Origin of the sequence: Pseudomonas iridis, from assembly GCF_017980685.1 — a bacterium.
Lineage (GTDB): Bacteria > Pseudomonadota > Gammaproteobacteria > Pseudomonadales > Pseudomonadaceae > Aquipseudomonas > Aquipseudomonas iridis.
Genome location: NZ_JACXXO010000001.1, coordinates 19,782 through 40,442, shown reverse-complemented (window position 1 = coordinate 40,442; position 20,661 = coordinate 19,782). Strand labels below are relative to the sequence as shown.

The following is a 20,661-nucleotide window of genomic DNA, read 5'->3' as shown; positions in this document are numbered from 1 at the left end:
CATGACTGATTCCCCCGAGCGTGACGAACGCCACCTGGCGCGTATGCAGCGCAAAAAAGCCGTGATCGATGAACGCATCGCCAACTCGCCCGACGAGTGCGGCCTGGTGCTGGTGCTGACCGGTAACGGCAAAGGCAAAAGCAGCTCGGCGTTCGGCATGCTCGCCCGCGCCATGGGCCACGGCATGCAGTGCGGCGTGGTGCAGTTCATCAAGGGTCGCAACAGCACCGGTGAAGAGCTGTTCTTCCGCCGCTTTCCCGAGCAGGTGCGTTTTCACGTGATGGGCGAGGGCTTCACCTGGGAGACTCAGGATCGCCAACGCGACATCGCTGCCGCCGAAGCTGCGTGGGCGGTGTCGCGCGAGTTGCTGCGTGATCCGTCGATCGGTCTGGTGGTGCTCGATGAATTGAACATCGCCCTCAAGCACGGCTACCTCGATCTCGATCAGGTGCTGAGCGATTTGCAGGCGCGTCCGCCGATGCAGCATGTGATCGTCACCGGTCGCGGGGCGAAGCCGGAAATGATCGAGATGGGTGACACGGTCACCGAAATGGGCATGCTCAAACACGCCTTTCAGGCTGGCATCAAAGCGCAGAAGGGCGTCGAACTTTGAATCAGCCACGTCACTGCCCGGCGGTATTGATCGCCGCGCCGGCCTCCGGTCAGGGCAAGACCACCGTTACTGCCGCGCTCGCTCGTTTGCATCGCAATCAGGGGCGCAAGGTGCGCGTGTTCAAATGCGGCCCGGACTTCCTCGATCCGATGATTCTCGAGCGCGCCAGCGGTGCGCCGGTTTATCAACTCGATATGTGGATGGTCGGCGAGCAGGAAAGTCGTCGCCTGCTGTGGGAAGCCGCCGCCGAAGCCGATCTGATTTTGATCGAAGGCGTGATGGGACTGTTTGACGGCACACCGTCGAGCGCTGACCTGGCGCGGCATTTCGGTGTACCGGTGCTCGGCGTGATCGACGGCACCGCGATGGCGCAGACGTTTGGCGCATTGGCGCTGGGCCTTGCGCGTTATCAGCCGGACTTGCCGTTTGCGGGCGTGCTGGCCAATCGCGTGGGTACCTTGCGTCATGCACAACTGCTTGAAGGCAGCCTCACCGAGGGTTTGCGTTGGTACGGCGCGCTGTCCCGCGAGACCGGGATCGAGCTGCCGAGCCGTCATCTGGGTCTGGTGCAGGCCAGCGAGCTTAATGACCTGGATGTTCGTCTCGACGCCGCCGCCCAAGCGCTTGCCAGCAGTTGCGAGGTAGCGCTGCCACCGGCCGTGGAGTTCGCGGCGCCGCAAGTGATCGCTGCAGAACCGTTATTGCAAGGTGTGCGAATCGCTATCGCCCATGATGAGGCGTTTGCCTTCACCTACGGCGCCAGCCTCGATTTGCTGCGGGCGATGGGTGCCGAGTTGAGTTTCTTCTCGCCGATCCGCGACACGCAATTGCCTGAGGCGGACAGTCTGTATCTGCCGGGCGGCTACCCGGAATTGCACCACGTGGCGTTGTCGCAGAACACCGCGATGCTCGACGCGATCCGCGCGCACCATGCGGCGGGCAAACCATTGCTGGCCGAGTGTGGCGGCATGCTTTATCTGCTCGATTCGCTGACTGATGTCGAAGGCACCCGCGCCGAACTGGTCGGTTTGCTGAGCGGCGATGCGGTGATGCAAAAACGTCTGGCGGCATTGGCGCTGCAAGCGGTTGATCTGCCGGAGGGCTCGCTGCGTGGGCACACTTATCATCACTCCCTGACGACGACTGAATTGACCCCGATTGCCCGTGGGCTGAGCCCGAATGGTGGGCGTGGGGCGGAGGCGGTTTATCGCGATGGGCGAATGACCGCTTCTTACGTGCACTTCTACTTTCCGTCGAATCCTGCGGCTATCGCAGCACTGTTTGCGCCTGACCTTGAGGCCGCCATCGCTGACAAGCCAGCTCCCACAGGGGATCGCGTTTCTTCAGGCATTACACCGCCCACTGTGGGAGCTGGCTTGCCAGCGATGGGGCCATGACAGACAACGCATTCTCCGAAGCCGAACGCGCAGCGGTCTACAAAGCCATCGCCGAGCGCCGCGACATGCGCCACTTCACCGGTGGCAGCGTCGCGCCGGAACTGTTGCGGCGCTTGCTCGAAGCCGCGCATCAGGCCCCGAGCGTCGGCCTGATGCAGCCGTGGCGCTTCATTCGCATCAGCGACCGAGCCCTGCGCGGGCAGATCCAGAACCTGGTGGAAGAAGAACGCATTCGCACCGCTGTTGCCCTCGGCGAGCGCAGCGATGAGTTCATGACACTCAAGGTCGAAGGCATCAATGATTGCGCGGAAGTGCTGGTCGCCGCGTTGATGGACGATCGCGAAAAACACATCTTCGGTCGCCGCACGCTGCCGGAAATGGACATGGCGTCGCTGTCCTGTGCGATCCAGAACCTGTGGCTGGCGTCCCGCGCCGAGGGTCTGGGCATGGGCTGGGTCTCGCTGTTCGAGCCGCAGGCGCTGGCCGATCTGTTGAAATTGCCGGAAGGCGCCAAGCCACTCGCGGTGTTGTGCCTGGGCCCGGTCAAGGAATTCTATCCGGCGCCGATGCTGGTGCTTGAGGGGTGGGCGCAGGCGCGTCCGCTCAATGAATTGCTGTATGAAAATTATTGGGGAGTGAATCAATGAGTGTGGCGTTGTTGAGTGTCGCCGCAGTGGCGCTGGATGCGCTGCTGGGTGAACCGAAACGCTGGCATCCGCTGGTGGCGTTCGGCAACTTTGCCGGACGCATCGAGCAACGTTTCAACGCCGGTGGCCGTGGCTGGCGCAGTCATGGCTTCACCGCGTGGGTGATCGCGGTGCTACCGCTGACGTTGCTCGCCACTGCGTTTTCCTGGGCGCCTTATGTTGGCTGGATCGTCGAGATCCTCGCGCTGTATTGCGCCCTCGGCATGCGCAGCCTCGGCGAGCACGTCGAGCCGGTGGCCAAGGCGTTGCGCGCCGATGATCTGGATGAGGCGCGCAAGCGTGTCGGCTATCTGGTCAGCCGCCAGACCAGCGAACTCGACAGCAATGCGGTCGCCCGTGCTGCCACCGAATCGGTGCTGGAGAATGGCAGCGATGCGGTGTTTGCCGCGTTGTTCTGGTTTGCCGTGGCCGGCGCGCCGGGCGTGGTGCTCTATCGCTTGAGCAATACGCTTGATGCGATGTGGGGGTATCGCAACGAACGTTTCGAGCGATTTGGCTGGTGTGCGGCAAAAATCGACGACGTCCTCAACTACATTCCCGCGCGCCTCGTGGCGTTGACCTACGCGCTGCTGGGCAAAACCCGACTGGCCCTCAAGTGCTGGCGTACACAGGCGCCAAAATGGGACAGCCCCAACGCCGGCCCGGTAATGGCGGCAGGCGCGGGCGCGCTGGGCGTGGAACTGGGCGGCCCGGCGATCTATCACGGCGAACTGCATGACCGTCCGCAACTTGGCGAGGGCACACCTGCCGATGCCGATTCCATCGACCGTGGCTGGCAATTGGTCCAGCGCGGGGTATGGTTATGGCTGCTGATTCTTTGCGTGGGAGCTGAATTCTATGCTTGAGCACGGTGGCCGACTGCGCAAGGCTGCACTCGATCACGGCATCGCCGAGGCTGATTGGCTGGATCTTTCCAGCGGTCTGGCTCCATGGCCGTTCCCGATCCCGGATATTCCGCTGCGCGCCTGGGCACGCTTGCCGGAAACCGACGATGGTCTGGAGCAGGCGGCGTGTGATTACTACGGTGCGGCGCAGGTGTTGCCGGTGGCCGGTTCGCAAATGGCCATTCAGTTGCTGCCGCGTTTGCGCCGGGCCGGCAAGGTCGGCGTGTTGTCGCCGTGTTATGCCGAGCACGCCGAGGCGTGGCGCCGCAGCGGTTACATCGTGCGCGAAGTGCTGGAGCAGGAAGTCGAGTTCTTTATCGACAACCTCGACGTACTGGTGGTGGTCAACCCGAACAATCCCACGGGCCTGAGCCTGACCCCGGCGCGTTTGCTCGACTGGCATGCGCGGCTGGCGCAGCGCGGTGGCTGGCTGGTGGTCGATGAAGCGTTCATGGACAACACGCCACAATTGAGTCTGGCCGCGCACACGCATTTGGTGGGCCTGGTCGTATTGCGTTCGTTTGGCAAGTTCTTCGGGCTGGCCGGGGTGCGACTGGGCTTTGTGCTGGCCGAGCGCAAATTTCTTAAACTGCTCGCCGAGCAGGTCGGGCCGTGGGCGGTCAGCGGGCCGACCCGGGTGCTCGCCCAGGCCTGTCTGCAAGACACCGAAGGTCATGCACGCCAGCGGATACGCAGCGATGAGGCGAGTGAGCGACTGGCCGCGTTGCTGGCGCGATACGGCTTTAACCCCCAGGGCGGTTGCGCGCTGTTTCAATGGTTGATCACCGATCAGGCGCAAGCGCTGCACGAATTCATGGCCCGACGCGGCATCCTCCTGCGCCTCTTCACACACAACAGCAGCTTGCGTTTCGGCCTGCCTGCCGATGCCGCTGAAGAGGCGCGCCTCGAACAAGCGCTGCAAGCGTTCGCCAAGGAAACCCAATGACAACCCTGATGGTGCAGGGCACCACATCCGACGCCGGTAAAAGCACACTGGTGACGGCACTCTGCCGCTGGGCCACCCGTCAGGGTGTAGCGGTGGTGCCGTTCAAACCGCAGAACATGGCGCTTAACAGCGCGGTGACGGCTGATGGCGGCGAGATCGGTCGCGCGCAAGCGGTGCAGGCGCAAGCGGCGAATCTTCAACCGCACACCGACATGAACCCGGTGCTGCTCAAGCCGAACAGCGACACCGGCGCGCAAGTGATCATCCATGGCCGCGCCGTCACCAGCATGAACGCCGTCGCCTATCACGACTACAAAGCCATCGCGATGCAAGCCGTGCTGGCCTCCCACGATCGCCTCAGCGCCGCGTATCCGTTGGTAATGGTCGAAGGCGCAGGCTCGCCAGCGGAGATCAACCTGCGCGCCGGCGACATCGCCAACATGGGGTTTGCCGAGGCCGTGGATTGCCCGGTGCTGCTGATTGCCGACATCAATCGCGGCGGAGTTTTTGCCCATTTGGTCGGCACGCTGGAGCTGCTGTCGCCGAGCGAACAGGCGCGGGTCAAAGGCTTCATCATCAACCGTTTTCGCGGCGACATTGCGCTGCTGCAACCGGGCCTCGACTGGCTGGAACAGCGCACCGGCAAACCGGTGGTGGGCGTGCTGCCGTACGTGATGGATCTGCATCTTGAGGCCGAGGACGGCATCGATCAGCGCCAGACCGACAAGGCCGAACACGTGCTGAAAGTCGTGGTGCCGGTGCTGCCGCGCATCAGCAACCACACCGATTTCGATCCGCTGCGTTTGCATCCACAGGTCGATCTGCATTTTGTCGGCCCGGGACAGGCGATTCCGCCGGCCGATCTGATCATTCTGCCGGGCTCGAAAAGTGTACGCAGTGATCTGGCGTATCTGCGGGCCAATGGCTGGGACACAGCGATCAGTCGCCATTTGCGTTACGGCGGCAAAGTGCTGGGTATTTGCGGCGGTCTGCAAATGCTCGGCGAGCACGTGCACGATCCGCTGGGTCTTGAGGGCGCGCCCGGGTCCAGTGCCGGTTTGGGTTTACTGGCCTTCGAAACGCAGCTCGAAGCCGAGAAGCAATTGCGCAATGTGCGCGGTCGTCTGGCGCTGGAAGATGCCGAAGTCAGCGGCTACGAAATTCATGCCGGCGTGACCACCGGGCCGGCGCTGGAGAACGCAGCGGTGCGCTTGGATGACGGTCGTTGTGACGGTGCGCAGAGTGCGGATGGTCAGGTGTTCGGCACCTATCTGCATGGCTTGTTCGAATCGCCGGCAGCCAGTTCGGCGTTGCTGCGCTGGGCTGGATTGAGCGATGTGCAAACGGTGGATTACCACGGGTTGCGTGAGCGCGATATCGAGCGCTTGGCGGATCTGGTGGAAAAGCATCTGGATACCGGGTTGTTGCGTCAGCTCTGTGGGATCCAGGGTGAATGTCATGGCCCCATCGCTGGCAAGCCAGCTCCCACAGGGGGCTGAGGTGATCCGGCTAACGCGATCACTGTGTTAGCTGGCTTGCCAGTGACGGGGCCGGTTGCCTCAACAGATAATTTTCAGGATGTCCCCATGCTTCAGCTGATCCTCGGCGGCGCCCGCTCCGGCAAAAGTCGCCTCGCCGAAAAACTCGCGACCGACAGCGCGCTGGCCGTCACCTACATCGCCACCAGCCAGCCGCTGGACGGTGAAATGAGCGAGCGTGTCGCCCATCACCGCGCGCGCCGTCCTGTCGAATGGGCACTCATCGAAGAGCCGCTGCAACTCGCCCGCATCCTGCGTGAAAACGCCAGCGCCGAGCGCTGCCTGCTGGTCGATTGCCTGACGCTGTGGCTGACCAATCTGCTGATGCTCGAAGACGCCACAGGCCTCGTCGCCGAACGCGACGCCCTGCTGGACTGCCTGGCGTCACTGCCGGGCGAAATCATTTTTGTCAGCAACGAGACCGGAATGGGTGTCGTGCCGCTGGGCGAATTGACTCGCCGCTACGTCGATGAAGCCGGTTGGCTGCATCAAGCCCTGGCTGAGCGCTGTCAGCGTGTCGTGTTGACCGTCGCCGGCCTGCCCCTGACCCTGAAAGGACCTGCGTTATGACTCAAGCCTGGTGGCTCAATCCGTGTAAAGCGGTGCATGCCGATATCGTTGAACAAGCGGCGGCACGGCAGCAGCAACTGACCAAACCGGCCGGTTCGCTGGGGCGTCTTGAGTCGGTGGCGGTACAACTGGCCGGCCTGCAAGGGCAGGTCAAGCCGACGCTTGCGCAGGTCTGGATTGCGATTTTTGCCGGTGACCACGGTGTGGTCGCTGAAGGCGTGTCGGCATTCCCGCAGGAAGTCACCGGGCAAATGTTGCTCAACTTCGTCAGCGGTGGCGCGGCGATCAGCGTGCTCGCGCGTCAACTCAATGCGCAACTGGAAGTGGTGGATCTGGGCACGGTGACGCCGTCGCTGAACCTGCCGGGCGTGCGCCACCTGAACATCGGCCCGGGCACGGCGAATTTCGCCAAGGGCGCGGCGATGACTCAGGCTCAGGGCGAATTGGCGTTGCAGGCTGGTCGCGACAGTGTGCTGCGGGCGAAAGCTGCCGGCACTCAGCTGTTTATCGGTGGGGAAATGGGCATCGGTAACACCACTGCGGCAAGTGCCCTGGCCTGTGCCTTGCTCGATTGCCCGGTGATGCATCTGACCGGCCCGGGTACTGGCCTGAATGCCGAAGGCGTCAGCCATAAAGCGCACGTGATCGAGCGCGCCCTGGCCCTGCACGCGGCCCAGCGCGGTGATGCATTGCAGACGCTGTTCAATGTGGGCGGTTTCGAAATCGCCGCACTGGTCGGCGCGTATCTGGCCTGTGCGCAGGAAGGTATCGCGGTATTGGTCGACGGCTTTATCTGCACCGTCGCTGCGCTGGTGGCGGTGCGTTTGAATCCTGCCTGTCGCGAGTGGCTGCTGTTCGGCCATCGCGGGGCCGAGCCGGGCCATCGTCATGTACTGGAAACCCTGAGCGCCGAACCGCTGCTCGAACTGGGACTGCGCCTGGGCGAGGGCAGTGGTGCGGCGTTGGCGGTGCCGTTGTTGCGTCTGGCGTGTGATCTGCACGGGCAGATGGCAACGTTCGCGGAAGCGGCGGTGGCGGATCGTCCGGCATGACCTTGCGTCTGGATCTGCTGCGCCATGGTGAAACCGAACTCGGCGGTGGTTTGCGCGGCAGCCTCGACGATGCGCTCACCGAAAAGGGTTGGGCACAGATGCGCGAAGCGGTGAGCGAAGGGGGGCCGTGGGATCGCTTGGTCAGTTCGCCGTTGCAGCGCTGTGCGCGGTTTGCCGCAGAGTTGGGTGAGCAGCTGAATCTGCCGGTGCATCTGGAAAAGGATTTGCAAGAACTGCATTTCGGCGCGTGGGAGGGGCAGAGCGCGGCGGCGCTGATGGAGACGGATGCCGAAGCGTTAGGGCTGTTCTGGGCCGATCCGTATGCGTTTACGCCACCGCAGGGTGAGCCGGTCAGCGATTTTTCCGCGCGGGTGCTGGCGGCCGTCGCGCGCCTTGAAACGGCGTACTCCGGTGAGCGGGTGTTGCTGATTAGTCATGGCGGTGTCATGCGCCTGCTGCTGGCGCGGGCGCGGGGATTGCCGCGTGAACAATTGCTCAATGTAGAAGTTATGCACGGTGCGCTGTTTTCGCTGAGCGTTGAAGCCGATGGGTCGCTCAAGGAAGGTCGCTGACATGTTGCCGCTGTGGATCGCTCTGCAATTTCTCAGCAGTCTGCCGATTCGTCTGCCGGGGATGCCGGAGCCCGGGCAACTGGGGCGTTCGCTGCTGTTCTATCCGCTGGTGGGATTGCTGTTCGGGGTGATTCTTTGGGGGCTGAACCTGGCATTGGCGGGCGCGCCGCTGCTATTGCATGCGGCATTGCTGTTGACGATTTGGGTATTGCTCAGCGGCGCATTGCACCTTGATGGCCTGGCGGACAGCGCCGATGCCTGGCTCGGCGGCTTCGGCGATCGCGAACGTACGCTGACGATCATGAAAGATCCGCGCAGCGGGCCGATTGCGGTGGTGACGCTGGTGCTAGTGTTGCTGCTCAAGTTTGCTGCGTTGCTGGCGCTGATCGAGCAGCAGCAAGGTCTGGTGCTGATCATCGCGCCGCTGCTTGGGCGCGCTGCGTTGCTGGGGTTGTTTCTGACCACGCCGTACGTGCGCAAGGGTGGCTTGGGGCAGGCACTGGCCGATCATCTGCCGCGCAAGGCGGGTTGGTGGGTGCTGGGCGGCAGCGCGCTAGCCTGCGTGGCGATTGCCGGGTCCCAGGCGATTATTGCGCTGCTGGTGGCGGTCGGCGTGTTTATCTGGCTGCGGCATGTGATGATGCGGCGGTTAGGCGGCACGACCGGCGATACCGCCGGGGCGCTGCTGGAATTGCTGGAGATGGCGGTGCTGGTTGGAATCGTGCTGCTTTAACGTCAAAAGATCGCAGCCTTCGGAAGCTCCTACAGGGTAAGCATCCCAATGCAGGAGCTGCCGAAGGCTGCGATCGTTATCTATAACTTGATTTAACACAGTCGCGGGTATATACACGCATCATGCTTCCTTCTCAGTGTTTGTGCACCAACCTGCGTCGCGCCGCTCGTGGCGTCAGCAGGCATTACGACGGCGCTCTCGACGGCTTCGGGATCAACGTTGCTCAGTATTCTTTGCTGTGCAATCTGCAACGTCTGGATCAGCCGAGCATTTCCGAACTCGCCGAAGCCATGGGCCTGGATCGCAGCACCCTCGGGCGCAATCTGCGGGTGCTGGAAGGCGAGGGGCTGGTGGCGCTGGCTGAGGGTGAAGACATGCGCAATCGCATCGTCTGTCTCACGGAAACGGGTGCGCAACGTCTGGCAGCAGCCTTGCCGGCCTGGGAAGCGGCGCAACAGCGATTGATTGATCGTCTGGGCGCCGAGAAGCGTGAAACCTTGCTGAAATTGCTCGACGAACTGGCTTGATGCCAGTTCGTTCGAACTCAAGCGGGTATATACCCGCGACTGGAGAATAAGAATGACATCGATGTGGCGTACGTGCGGTTGGGTGTTGCTGGGAAGTGCGCTGATCCTGGCGTTGTCATTGGGCGTGCGACACGGCTTTGGCCTGTTCCTTTCACCGATGAGTGCGCAGTTCGGCTGGGGGCGTGAGGTATTCGCCTTCGCCATTGCCTTGCAGAATTTGATCTGGGGTCTGGCGCAGCCGTTCACCGGCGCGCTGGCCGACCGTTTTGGCGCGGCGAAAGTAGTGCTGGTTGGCGGTGTGCTCTACGCCGTGGGTCTGGTGTGCATGGGCTTGTCCGACTCGGCGATGACGTTGTCATTGAGCGCTGGGTTGCTGATCGGTATCGGCCTGTCCGGCACTTCGTTCTCGGTGATCCTCGGCGTGGTCGGGCGGGCCGTGCCGCCGGAGAAACGCAGCATGGGCATGGGCATCGCCAGTGCCGCCGGGTCGTTCGGGCAGTTCGCCATGTTGCCGGGCACGCTCGGACTGATTGGTTGGCTCGGCTGGTCGGCCGCATTGCTTGTGTTGGGTCTGTTGGTGGCGATGATTGTGCCGCTGGTGAGCATGCTCAAGGACAAGCCGCTGCCGGTACTGGGTCATGAGCAGACGCTGTCCGAAGCCCTTCGCGAAGCCTGTTCGCATTCCGGATTCTGGCTGTTGGCGCTCGGTTTCTTCGTCTGCGGGTTTCAGGTGGTGTTTATCGGAGTGCATTTGCCGGCGTATCTGGTCGATCAACATCTGCCGGCCAGCGTCGGCACTACGGTGCTGGCGTTGATCGGGCTGTTCAATATCTTCGGCACGTACACGGCCGGATGGTTGGGTGGACGTATGTCCAAACCGCGTTTGCTGACGGCGCTGTATTTGATGAGGGCGGTGGTGATCGTGCTATTCCTGTGGCTGCCGGTGACGACCACGACGGCTTATCTGTTCGGCATGGCCATGGGCTTCCTGTGGCTGTCGACGGTGCCATTGACCAACGGCACGGTGGCGACCTTGTTCGGCGTGCGAAACCTGTCCATGCTCGGAGGTATTGTGTTCCTGTTCCATCAGCTCGGCTCGTTCCTCGGCGGCTGGCTGGGCGGGGTGGTGTATGACCGTACCGGGAGTTATGACTTGATCTGGCAAGTGGCGGTGCTTCTGAGTCTGCTGGCGGCGGCGTTGAACTGGCCGGTGCGCGAGCGTCCGGTCGAACGTCTGCAGCCTCGCGTGAGCGTCGCATGAGCCGTTTCTGGCCGCGAATCGTCATTACCGCACTGGCTGCTGCATTGTTGGCGCTGGTGTGGTGGGGCTGGCATCAGGGCGGCCTTGCCTTGATGCAGTTGGGCATGAGCATTTGCTAGAGACGTGCTTGGCGAGTAACTTCGAAGGCTGATGACTGCTCAAGGATGCTCGACATGCTGATGCGCTGGTGTGCTGTTCCTGTTTTGCTGATGGGGTTGACTGGCCTGGCCCAGGCCGCTGACTGTCCGGAATTGTTGCAAGGCTCGCTGCCCAAGTTGCGTGCCAAGGAATCCATCGATCTGTGCAAGCAGTACGCGGACAAACCGCTGGTGGTGATCAACACCGCCAGCTTCTGCGGTTTTGCGCCGCAATTCGAAGGCCTTGAGGCGCTCAATCAGCGCTACAAGGCGCAGGGGCTGGAAATGCTCGGCGTGCCTTCCAATGACTTCAAGCAGGAGTCCAAGGACAGCGTCGAGACCGCCAAGGTCTGCTACGCCAACTACGGCGTGACGTTTGCCATGACCGAGCCGCAGAAAGTCCGCGGCGATGATGCCACGCATATGTTCCAGGTGTTGGCCGCTCAGAGCAGCGCGCCGAAGTGGAATTTCTACAAATATGTAGTGGATCGCCAAGGCAAGGTGATCGCCAACTTCTCCAGCCTGACCAAACCGGATGATCCGGAGTTTATTGCGGCGATCGAAAAAGCTATCGCCTCGAAACCGCTGAAACCCTGAAACTCAGGGCGTTTGCGCTTTCCCTGTAGGAGCTGCGGCACGCTGCTCCTACAGGGGTTAACAAGTCAGGCACAAAAAAGCCCCGCCTTCTGCAAAGAGAGCGGGGCTTTTCAGTGGGCGAGGGGTTAGCCCCGCCCGATAGCATCAGAAGCGGTAGGTAGCGCCGACGCCGAAGCCGTTTGCCGAGTTTTCATACTTGGCGTTGTAAGTCTGGCCACGATTGTTTTCGTTACGAACGTTGACCGACTCTTCCTTCAGGTACGAATAGGCGACGTCGATGGTCAGGTCTTCGGTCGGGCTCCAGCCGGCACCGACGCTGAAGATGGTCCGGTCGCCAGTCGGGATGCGTGGCGAACGGTCGACGTTGTTGGTCGGCGACTGGTCGAAGGTCAGACCGGTGCGCAGCACCCATTCCTTGTTCAACTGGTACGAAGTACCGATCGCGTACGCCCAGGAGTCGTGCCAGTTCTGGTCTTCGTTGATTTCGCCGAACTGACCGGCCAGTGCAGGCTGAACGCCGGAGTTCTCGACGGTGATTTTATCCAGCTGGCTCCAGCGGGTAAAAGTCGAACCGGCGTAAACCGTCCACTGATCGTTGATCGCTTGAGTGACGGACAGATCCACCGACTCAGGTGTGGTGATCTTCAGCGAAGCGTCGTACTTCTGGCTGGAGCTCAGCCCGGCCAGGCCCAGTACGCCGTAGTTGACCTTAGTGTCGCCTTCAAGCTTGTAGTCGACTTTCGAGTGGTAAGTCAGACCAACGCGGGTGGAGTCGGTCGCTTGTACCAATACACCGATGTTGTAGCCCAGCGCAGTGTCGTCACCCTTGATCTTGACCTTGCCATCGGGGAAGGCCGGGGTGATTGACAGGTTGGATTCCAGCTTGCCGTCGATGCGGTTAATGGTCGGGCCGAAACCGATCGACACCTTGTCGTTGAAGGCGTAGCTGATGGTCGGCTGGAAGGTGATGACTTGCACTTCCGACTTGCTGCCAAAGTAGCGGCCGGCGAAGTTGTTTTCATAGTCGGTGATCAGGCCGAACGGCACGTAAACGCCGAAACCGAATGCCCAGTGATCGTCGATTGGCTTGACGTAGTAGCCCATAGGTACGGCGGTGAAGGGCACCATGTCGCCTTTGTTGCTCCCGCCATTCGGGTTGGAGCTGGCATTGCTGATATCGGTCGATGCGTCGAGGAATGCAGCGCCGCCGGTGATTTGTTCGCGCTTGATGCGCGACATGCCGGCAGGGTTGCCATAAACAGTGCTTGCGTCATCGGCAGAAGAAGATCGCCCGGCGTACCCAGTCCCCATCCCGCTAATGCTGTGTTCGTTGATGGCAAAGCCAGCGGCGAAAATCTGCGTGGATGCCAAGGTAACGGCAAGGCTAAGGGTGGTTTTGAGCATTACTTTTTTCATTATTAGAACTCCTGGTGATCACCGGGGCGAAAATTACCAACATTTTCGTCCCAGCGCTATAGCCTGAATGCCTTGATTTAGAGCGGTTTTGTAGGACAATCCGACCAAATTCGCGACCTGTTACAGGATCTTGCGGAACTGGACGGTCAGCAAGCGACCTGATTCAGCGGTGAAACACAAGTCTGCCAGGCGCAGGTGAAATCGCGCAGACGACCTTGAGGCTGGAAGGTCTGACGCCAGATTCGCGCCATACCGAGCAAGTCGTTCGGGTCGGGGAGGGTGGGGTTTTGTTCTTCGACCAGCAGCCAGGCGATAGCGGTGGCGTAACGCAGATTGACGGTCAATTCCAGGTGCGGCCCGCTGAGAAATGCGTGTTGGCTGGCCAGTCCGCGGACGAGGCTGGCACGTTCCGGATCAAGCGCCAGATAGTCATCCCACAGTGCTTGATGGCGATGCTCGGCAATGCGGTAGAGGCCGTGTCCACGGCGGTCATGCAGGGCGGAGCCGAGGGCGGACTGGCTGGCCGCGATGCCCAGCAACAGTGATTCGGCGGTGGCGCAGTGACGTCCCAGATAGATCAGCGTGGGGCGAATCACGTAGCGGCACAGTTCGCTGGCAGCGATACCCATAAAGCCCTCGATCTTGTTATTGGGCGGCGACACCTGAAAGGGGCCTTGGCAGCGGTGGATCGGTTCAGGCTCGCCGGAAGCGGACAACGCCGCTTGAGTTGAAGTGTAGTGTCATATTCGCGACGTAAAGGACTGTTTTTAAAATATTTCCGGCTGCACGTTATAACCGTTATATCCGATGGTGCTTAGGCGCAAAGGCTTAAAAGTGAAACATCAGGCAATAAAAAGCCCCGCGTTTTAAGCGGGGCTTCGTTTGTTGCAGCCTTTTCGGCTCTCAGGCAACCAGTGCCTGACGCGTTCGATCAATAACAGCCTGCAGCGGTTCGGCGCTGGAGTACTGATCGGGATACAGACGCTCGCTGTGGCGGGCGATCCCGTGTTCGTTGACCAGTGTGAAGCTGAAGCAGCCTTTGCGAGCGGCCATGATCAGGCAGTTCATTGGAGCAAAAGCGTTGGTTAGGGCGCGAATGGCGTCCTGAGTATGGATTTGAGTCGACATAGTTATTAGGTGTTCCTACAAATGACACGGATAAGAACCGTGCAACGTTAAAACGTTCCAGTAACGTCGACCACCATTGGTCGAACGAAGAACCCGACTGGAACAAAGCAGCCAGTTTGAAGCGCTGATAATTTGGCGCGCTTGGGCTGGCAGGTAGGTACTTAGGAGGACAGGCAACACATCAAGGGCAAAGGTTCTGGGCCCGGGGTGAAGATCCTGATCAATTTGCAGGTTGGTTCGGTCAGAGTAATCGGTCTTCGCAACACCCTTTGCATCATTCAAAGGCTGTGTCGTCGCAAGATTTACCTGGAAACCATCGAGGGGTCGTATCCGCTTTTTTCGGTGAGGGCTTCTTGTTGGAAGGCGCACCGTGGGGATATGTTCGACCGGAATTGACTTTCAGCTTGGTACTAACGCCGCGGATAGTAACGGATCGAAATTGGTAAAGCAAACCCTGCGCCAAAAAAGTTGTGTTCTACAAGAAAACGCAGCCCATTGTGGGTGCGATCTTCCCTGCGGGGGCGGTAATCGGATAACAAACGAAACCCCAGGGTGACCACTCGTCGCCACAAAACCGTGCGCGGCCCTGTCGAGAAGCCGCTTATCCCCAGCCTGGAGCGCAAAACGACCCGAAACAGCGCACCGATATAACCGGGTAACAGGTACTTGTGCACATTACTTGCACAGGCTGTAACGGCACTGTCATATCAAACCTGACCTTGATGGCTGCCTGTATCGAAAGTTTAAGTCAATGAAAAACATCGCTTTTTTTTGTTGGTGAAAAAATCGTCAGTTTGACTGCGGGCCCCATTCCATAAGGCTTTGCGAGGGTTGGAGGACGGTTGTCCACTGACTTATCCACAGCTTCTGTGGATTGTCCCGAGCGCTTGCTCTAGGACGGGCGTGCCGGGTTTTATTTCGACTTTACCTGTAAGAAAAAGAGAGTAGAGTGGCGCGCCTTCCGATCTGTCCCACAGTGCTTTATGAAGTTTCGCTCAGTATCAGACCCTGTTACCTCACAACCCCCACCTGTTATCCCGCCCAAGCGATTTTCCGTGCGCGTGGCCGAATGGCTGCTCGACAGCCCGCGCCTGAGCGAAAGCCACAATGCCAAGCACCTTGCCGGCCGCCTGCTCAAGCAACCGGCGCGCGAAGGAGTGGTTGCCGCGCAAAGCCGCCTCGGCCAGTTGATGTGCCGCGAGTGTGGTAATGCACGCGATCGCCGCATCGGTCAGGATCTGCTGCGTCAGGCTGCTCGCGCTGGCGATCATCGTGCCCAAGTGGAACTCGGCCTGCTCGAAGACTGAGCTGTCCAAGTTCTGACACCTTGGTTACCCTTCAGGCTTTAACCGATCGGCAGGAGTCGCTATGGCTATGGACTTGACCAGCGTATTGCTCGGTCTCGCAGGCGCTGGGCTGCCGTTGTTGGCTTTGGCCTGGCAACTGCAACGTCGGGCAAGCAACGGGCAAGCGCAGGTGGCGTTGCTGGAAGAGCGGTTGGCCATGGCGCAACTGGCGCAGGACGGGCTCAACGCGCAACTGGAAGCCGGCCGCGATGAAATCGCCGACCTTGGCCAGGCCAACGCCGCCAAGCAAGCAGAACTGGCAGCCCTGCGCCGCGAAGTCGAGCTGTTGCAGATAGAACGTGACGACGCCCGTGACGCCTCCCACGCCTGGAACCTTGAGCGCGCCAACAAGGAGGCCGAACTGCGCCGTCTCGACGCGCAGGCGGCTTCGCTGAACGCCGAACTGCGCGAGCAGCAGGAGAGCCATCAACAGCGCCTCGATGATCTGCAAGGTTCGCGTGATGAATTGCGGGCGCAGTTCGCCGAACTGGCGGGCAAAATCTTCGACGAGCGTGAGCAGCGCTTTGCCGAAACCAGCCAACAACGCCTCGGTCAGTTGCTCGATCCGTTGAAAGAACGCATTCAATCTTTCGAAAAACGTGTGGAAGAAAGTTACCAGGCCGAGGCCCGCGAACGCTTTTCGCTGGCCAAGGAACTGGAGCGTCTGCAAGCGCTCAATCTGCGTTTGAGTGACGAAGCCACGAACCTGACCCGTGCCCTTAAAGGCCAGAAAACCCAAGGCAATTGGGGCGAGTTGATTCTCGAACGCGTGCTGGAACACGCTGGTCTGGAGAAAGGCCGCGAGTACCAGACGCAGGTCAATCTCAAAGGCCCGGATGGTGAGCGTTTCCAGCCAGATGTGGTCATTTATCTGCCAGGCGACAAACAGGTAGTGGTCGACTCCAAGGTCAGTCTCACGGCTTATCAGCAATACGTCGCGGCCGAGGACGACACGCTCGGACAGATCGCGATCAAGCAGCACGTACTGTCACTGCGCAACCATGTCAAAGGCCTGGCCGGCAAGGATTACAAACGCCTGGAGGGCCTGCACAGCCTCGATTTCGTTTTGCTCTTCGTGCCGATCGAAGCCGCGTTTTCGGCGGCATTGCAGGCCGAGCCATCGCTGTTTCAGGAAGCGTTCGACCGCAACATCGTGATCGTCAGCCCAACCACATTGCTGGCGACATTGCGCGTCATTGACAGCCTGTGGAAGCAAGAGCGTCAAAGCCAGAACGCGCGGGAAATCGCCGAGCGCGCCGGCTGGCTTTACGACAAGTTCGTGCTGTTCATTCAGGATCTGGACGAAGTCGGCAATCGTCTGCAACAACTGGACAAAGCCTACAGCTCGGCGCGCAACAAACTGACAGAAGGGCGCGGCAACCTGGTCAGCCGCAGTGAGCAGCTCAAACTGTTGGGCGCGCGGGCGAGCAAAAGCTTGCCGGCGGATCTGCTGGAGCGGGCGATGACGGATGTTGATGGGTTGGTTGAGTTGCCGGAATAGTCTGGAAAGCTTCGCGAGCAGGCTCGCTCCCACATGAATCATCTGAACATTGTGGGAGCGAGCTTGCTTGCGAAGACGGCAGCGGTACGTTTACAGCGGTAGATACCGACTCAATAACGCCCGCAACGCCGCCGGTTTCACCGGTTTGGCCAGATAATCCAGCCCCGCCGCATGCACCTGCGCAATCATCTCCGGGCGTCCGTCGGCGCTGATCACCACGCCCGGCACCGGCTCGCCAAGACGCGTGCGCAGCCACGCCATCAACTCGGTGCCGGTATCGCCGTGATCCAGGTGATAGTCGACCAGCGCCAGTTGCGGCCGCACTCCGTCACTGAGCAACGCCTCGCATTCCTCGCGATTGCGCGCCGTCCAGACCTGGCAGCCCCAGCGGCTTAACAGGCTGTTCATGCCGATCAGAATGCTGTCTTCATTGTCGATGCACAGCACTTGTGCGCCGTTCTGCAATTTGCCGTTCAATTCCACAGCGGCAGTGGCCGGTATGATTTGCGTGCGCGCATACGGCACCGTAACGCTGAACACACTGCCGCGCCCCGGCCACGAGCGCACGCGCAGGGTATGCCCGAGTACGCGACACAGGCCATCAGCGATTGCCAACCCAAGCCCCAGGCCTTTTTCGGCGCGCGTCTGATGGCTGTCGAGACGTTTGAACTCCTCGAATATCTCCTGTTGCTTGTCTTCCGGAATGCCCGGTCCGCGATCCCATACTTCCAGGCACAACTTCCCGCCGCGCCGCCGTACACCGAGTAATACCGGGCCTTTGGCATAGCGGAAAGCGTTGGTCAGGAAGTTTTGCAGAATCCGCCGCAGCAACTTGATGTCGCTGTCGATGCGCATGTGGCTGCCACGCACACGGAAGGTCAAACCTTGCTCCTGGGCCAGCGCCTTGAACTCGGCGCCGAGAATGTCGAACAGTTCGTTCACCGCAAAGGACTTGCGATCGGGATTGATCTTGCCGTTTTCCAGGCGGGAAATGTCCAGCAGATCGCTGATCAGGTCCTCGGCCGAACGCAACGAACTGTCGAGATGCTGCACCAGTTTCTGCGCCTCGCTGCTCAAGCCGTCGTCTTGGTGGGAGAGGGCGGCGGAGAACAGTCGCGCGGCGTTCAACGGCTGCATCAAGTCATGGCTGACTGCCGCGAGAAATCGGGTTTTCGATTGGTTGGCGGTTTCGGCGGTGCCCTTGGCTTCGGTCAGCGCGACGTTGAGTTGCGACAGTTCCTGGGTTCGCTCGCTGACCCGTTGTTCCAGGCCTTCGTTGGCCTCGGTCAGCGCCTGTTCGGCTTCACGGAACGCGGTGATGTCGGTGAAACTCATGACGAAGCCGCCACCGGGCATCGGATTGCCGATCAGCTCAATCACCCGGCCGTTGGGGAACAGGCGTTCTGAGGTGTGCGCGCGGCCCTGACGCATCCAGTGCAAACGACGTGCGACATGCACTTCCGCCTCGCCGGGACCACACAACCCGCGCTCGGCGTTGTAGCGAATGATGTCGGCGATTGGCCTGCCGACGCTGATCAAACCGTCCGGGTAGTTGAACAACTCCAGATAACGTCGGTTCCAGGCGACAAGCTTCAGCGACTGGTCGACCACGCTGATGCCTTGGGTGATGTTTTCAATCGCGCCTTGCAGCAGAGCGCGGTTGAATTGCAGGACTTCTGAGGCTTCGTCAGCGATTCGGACTACGTCCTCCAACTGCATTTCCCGACCTTCGATGGCGGCTTTTACCACCGCTCGCGTCGAAGAAGCGCCCAGGACACCGGCCAGCAAGCGCTCGGTATGGGCGATCCATTCGCCGTCGGCGTTCTGGTTCGGGTTGAAAGCCTTGCCTTGGCGGTAGGCGAATCGAATGAAGCTCTGGCGAGCACGCTCCTCACCGACAAACCGCGCCGCCAGTTGCAGCAGATCGTCGACCTGCACCGACAGCATCGACCGCGCACTGGGCCGGGCGCTGATCTCCTGACCGATGAATCGCCCAGCCTGCCAGTGCTCCGACACCCGCGTGCGCGACAGCACCGAAACCCAGGCAAACAGCGTGAAATTGCCGGCCAGCGACAACACTACGCCTTGGGTCAGCGGGCTGATTGGCAGGTTCAGCGGGTTACTGTGCAGCCACGCCAACCCCGGGAAACTGTTCAGCGACCAGCCGAGGCTGTGGGCGGCAATCGGCAAAACCAGCGTGTAAAACCACAGGAAAGTGCCGGCGGCGAGACCGGCGAACACGCCGCGCCGGTTGGCCTGTTTCCAGTACAGCGCGCCGAGCATGGCCGGCGCCAGTTGGGTCACGGCGGCGAAGGCAATCTGGCCGATGGTCGCCAGGCTCGCCGTCGAACCGAGCAGGCGATAGCTGACGTACGCCAGCAACAGAATCACCACAATGCTCACGCGGCGCACCGACAGCATCCACTGGCGGAACACTTCAAACGGGCGCTCGGCGTTATTGCGCCGCAGCAGCCACGGCAACAGCATGTCGTTGGAGACCATGGTCGACAGCGCCACACTCGCGACAATGACCATGCCGGTGGCCGCCGACGCGCCGCCGATAAACGCCAGCATCGCCAACGCCGGATGGGCCTGAGCCAGCGGCAGACTGATCACGAACGAGTCGGGCAATACGTCGCTCGGCAGCAGCATCTGACCGGCCAAAGCGATCGGGACTACAAACAGTGCAGCCAGCGCGAGGTACGCGGGGAACACCCATTTGGCCAGGCGCAGATCCTGCGGATCAATATTCTCGACCACCGTGACGTGAAACTGCCGTGGCAGGCAGATGATCGCCATCATCGCGACGCCTGTCTGCACCACCATCGACGGCCAATTAATCGTTTCTTTCCAGTATTCCTCCAGGCGCGGTGCGAGCATGGCTTGATTGAACAGGTCGTCGAAACCGTCGTAGAGGCCGTAGGTGACGAACGCGCCGACGGCGAGAAAGGCGAACAGCTTGACCAGCGACTCAAAGGCAATCGCCAGCACCATGCCGCGGTGGTGCTCGGTGGCGTCTAGGTTGCGCGTACCGAAGACGATGGTGAACAGCGCCAGCACCAGTGACACGATCAACGCGGTGTCCTGGGCGCGCGTGCCCATTGCATCGGCACCGGCACCGATCAACAGGTTCACACCGAGGACGATGCCCTTGAGTTGCAGGGCGATGTAGGGGAGGACGCCGACCAGGCAGATCAGCGCGACGACGACCGCCAGCGATTGCGATTTACCGTAGCGCGCGGCGATGAAGTCAGCGATGGAGGTGATGTTCTCCTGTTTGCTGATCATCACCATTTTTTGCAAGACCCACGGCGCCCCGACCAACAGCAATATCGGCCCGAGGTAAATCGGCAGGAATGACCACAACTGTTCAGCCGCCTGGCCGACCGCGCCGAAAAATGTCCAACTGGTGCAATAAACCGCCAGCGACAGGCTGTAGACCCACGCGCGCACTCGCGGCGGCAACGGCGTGCTGCGACGGTCGCCGTAGAAGGCGATGGCGAACATGATGGCCATATAGGCCAGGGCGACGGCGGCGATCAGCCCGGTGGACAACGACATGCAACACTCCCGACTAAAGACTCCCCGGCACTCCTGCCCGGGCGGACAGTCTCGCATGCGCGCGGCGGTTAGTCAGTGTCGACCAAGGTCGTGGCGTGGCGGGGTGTCGCAGGAATGGAACCGGGTGGTTCTGCGGTGACCGTCAAGGTCTCATCGCTGGCAAGCCAGCTCCCAC

20 protein-coding genes are annotated in these 20,661 nt (G+C 61.0%); 16 read left to right on the top strand and 4 right to left on the bottom strand.

From position 1 onward, the window contains the following. Position 1: 1 nt before the first annotated feature. From cobO to IEQ42_RS00140, 14 genes are all read left to right on the top strand, one after another. Positions 2-613 (top strand): cob(I)yrinic acid a,c-diamide adenosyltransferase, encoded by a 612-nt coding sequence (gene cobO, locus IEQ42_RS00200; RefSeq protein WP_047300314.1) that lies wholly within the window; start codon positions 2-4, stop codon positions 611-613. Further along, complete coding sequence (locus IEQ42_RS00195) at positions 610-2,010, top strand: cobyrinic acid a,c-diamide synthase CobB (RefSeq protein ID WP_210702195.1); 1,401 nt, start codon at positions 610-612, stop codon at positions 2,008-2,010. The genes cobO and IEQ42_RS00195 overlap by 4 nt, the downstream gene beginning before the upstream one ends. After that, complete coding sequence (bluB, locus tag IEQ42_RS00190; RefSeq protein WP_115148243.1) at positions 2,007-2,657, top strand: 5,6-dimethylbenzimidazole synthase; 651 nt, start codon at positions 2,007-2,009, stop codon at positions 2,655-2,657. Before IEQ42_RS00195 ends, bluB begins: the two co-directional genes overlap by 4 nt. Then, entirely contained in the window at positions 2,654-3,562 is a 909-nt protein-coding gene (cbiB, locus tag IEQ42_RS00185; protein WP_210702194.1) for an adenosylcobinamide-phosphate synthase CbiB, read from the top strand. Before bluB ends, cbiB begins: the two co-directional genes overlap by 4 nt. Next, on the top strand, positions 3,555-4,547 hold the full coding sequence (cobD, locus tag IEQ42_RS00180) for a threonine-phosphate decarboxylase CobD (RefSeq protein ID WP_210702193.1): 993 nt from the start codon (positions 3,555-3,557) through the stop codon (positions 4,545-4,547). The genes cbiB and cobD overlap by 8 nt, the downstream gene beginning before the upstream one ends. After that, complete coding sequence (locus tag IEQ42_RS00175; protein WP_210702192.1) at positions 4,544-6,046, top strand: cobyric acid synthase; 1,503 nt, start codon at positions 4,544-4,546, stop codon at positions 6,044-6,046. The genes cobD and IEQ42_RS00175 overlap by 4 nt, the downstream gene beginning before the upstream one ends. A gap of 87 nt (positions 6,047-6,133) precedes the next feature. Next, positions 6,134-6,655 (top strand): bifunctional adenosylcobinamide kinase/adenosylcobinamide-phosphate guanylyltransferase, encoded by a 522-nt coding sequence (gene cobU, locus IEQ42_RS00170; protein ID WP_210702191.1) that lies wholly within the window; start codon positions 6,134-6,136, stop codon positions 6,653-6,655. Then, positions 6,652-7,707, top strand: coding sequence for a nicotinate-nucleotide--dimethylbenzimidazole phosphoribosyltransferase (gene cobT / locus IEQ42_RS00165; RefSeq protein ID WP_210702190.1), 1,056 nt, complete (start codon positions 6,652-6,654; stop codon positions 7,705-7,707). Before cobU ends, cobT begins: the two co-directional genes overlap by 4 nt. Continuing rightward, positions 7,704-8,279, top strand: a complete 576-nt coding sequence (gene cobC / locus IEQ42_RS00160; protein WP_210702189.1) for an alpha-ribazole phosphatase family protein — start codon at positions 7,704-7,706, stop codon at positions 8,277-8,279. Before cobT ends, cobC begins: the two co-directional genes overlap by 4 nt. A 1-nt stretch (position 8,280) precedes the next feature. After that, positions 8,281-9,012 (top strand): adenosylcobinamide-GDP ribazoletransferase, encoded by a 732-nt coding sequence (locus IEQ42_RS00155; protein WP_210702188.1) that lies wholly within the window; start codon positions 8,281-8,283, stop codon positions 9,010-9,012. Positions 9,013-9,134: 122 nt separating this feature from the next. Then, positions 9,135-9,539, top strand: a complete 405-nt coding sequence (locus tag IEQ42_RS00150) for a MarR family winged helix-turn-helix transcriptional regulator (protein ID WP_042558324.1) — start codon at positions 9,135-9,137, stop codon at positions 9,537-9,539. Between the two features lie 52 nt (positions 9,540-9,591). Continuing rightward, entirely contained in the window at positions 9,592-10,800 is a 1,209-nt protein-coding gene (locus IEQ42_RS00145) for an MFS transporter (RefSeq protein ID WP_210702187.1), read from the top strand. Beyond that, entirely contained in the window at positions 10,797-10,919 is a 123-nt protein-coding gene (locus IEQ42_RS27455; protein WP_263480683.1) for a hypothetical protein, read from the top strand. The genes IEQ42_RS00145 and IEQ42_RS27455 overlap by 4 nt, the downstream gene beginning before the upstream one ends. A 54-nt stretch (positions 10,920-10,973) precedes the next feature. Next, on the top strand, positions 10,974-11,534 hold the full coding sequence (locus IEQ42_RS00140; protein WP_042558326.1) for a glutathione peroxidase: 561 nt from the start codon (positions 10,974-10,976) through the stop codon (positions 11,532-11,534). A gap of 144 nt (positions 11,535-11,678) precedes the next feature. Here IEQ42_RS00140 and IEQ42_RS00135 read toward each other — a convergent pair whose 3' ends face one another. The 3 genes from IEQ42_RS00135 to IEQ42_RS00125 form a co-directional block, all read right to left on the bottom strand. Further along, positions 11,679-12,950: an OmpP1/FadL family transporter gene (locus IEQ42_RS00135; protein ID WP_210702186.1), complete on the bottom strand. Its 1,272-nt coding sequence runs from the start codon at positions 12,948-12,950 to the stop codon at positions 11,679-11,681. 146 nt (positions 12,951-13,096) lie between these two features. Further along, on the bottom strand, positions 13,097-13,579 hold the full coding sequence (locus IEQ42_RS00130) for a hypothetical protein (RefSeq protein ID WP_042558328.1): 483 nt from the start codon (positions 13,577-13,579) through the stop codon (positions 13,097-13,099). Positions 13,580-13,853: 274 nt separating this feature from the next. Further along, positions 13,854-14,078 carry a hypothetical protein gene (locus tag IEQ42_RS00125; RefSeq protein WP_042558329.1) on the bottom strand — a complete coding sequence of 75 codons (225 nt, stop codon included), beginning with the start codon at positions 14,076-14,078 and terminating at the stop codon, positions 13,854-13,856. A gap of 983 nt (positions 14,079-15,061) precedes the next feature. Here IEQ42_RS00125 and IEQ42_RS00120 point away from each other — a divergent pair. Further along, positions 15,062-15,385, top strand: a complete 324-nt coding sequence (locus IEQ42_RS00120; protein WP_047300324.1) for an SEL1-like repeat protein — start codon at positions 15,062-15,064, stop codon at positions 15,383-15,385. Positions 15,386-15,560: 175 nt separating this feature from the next. Further along, on the top strand, positions 15,561-16,925 hold the full coding sequence (locus IEQ42_RS00115) for a DNA recombination protein RmuC (RefSeq protein WP_191624053.1): 1,365 nt from the start codon (positions 15,561-15,563) through the stop codon (positions 16,923-16,925). A gap of 90 nt (positions 16,926-17,015) precedes the next feature. Here the strand turns inward: IEQ42_RS00115 and IEQ42_RS00110 are convergent, their stop codons facing one another. After that, positions 17,016-20,486, bottom strand: coding sequence for a hybrid sensor histidine kinase/response regulator (locus IEQ42_RS00110; protein WP_210702185.1), 3,471 nt, complete (start codon positions 20,484-20,486; stop codon positions 17,016-17,018). Positions 20,487-20,661: the final 175 nt, after the last annotated feature.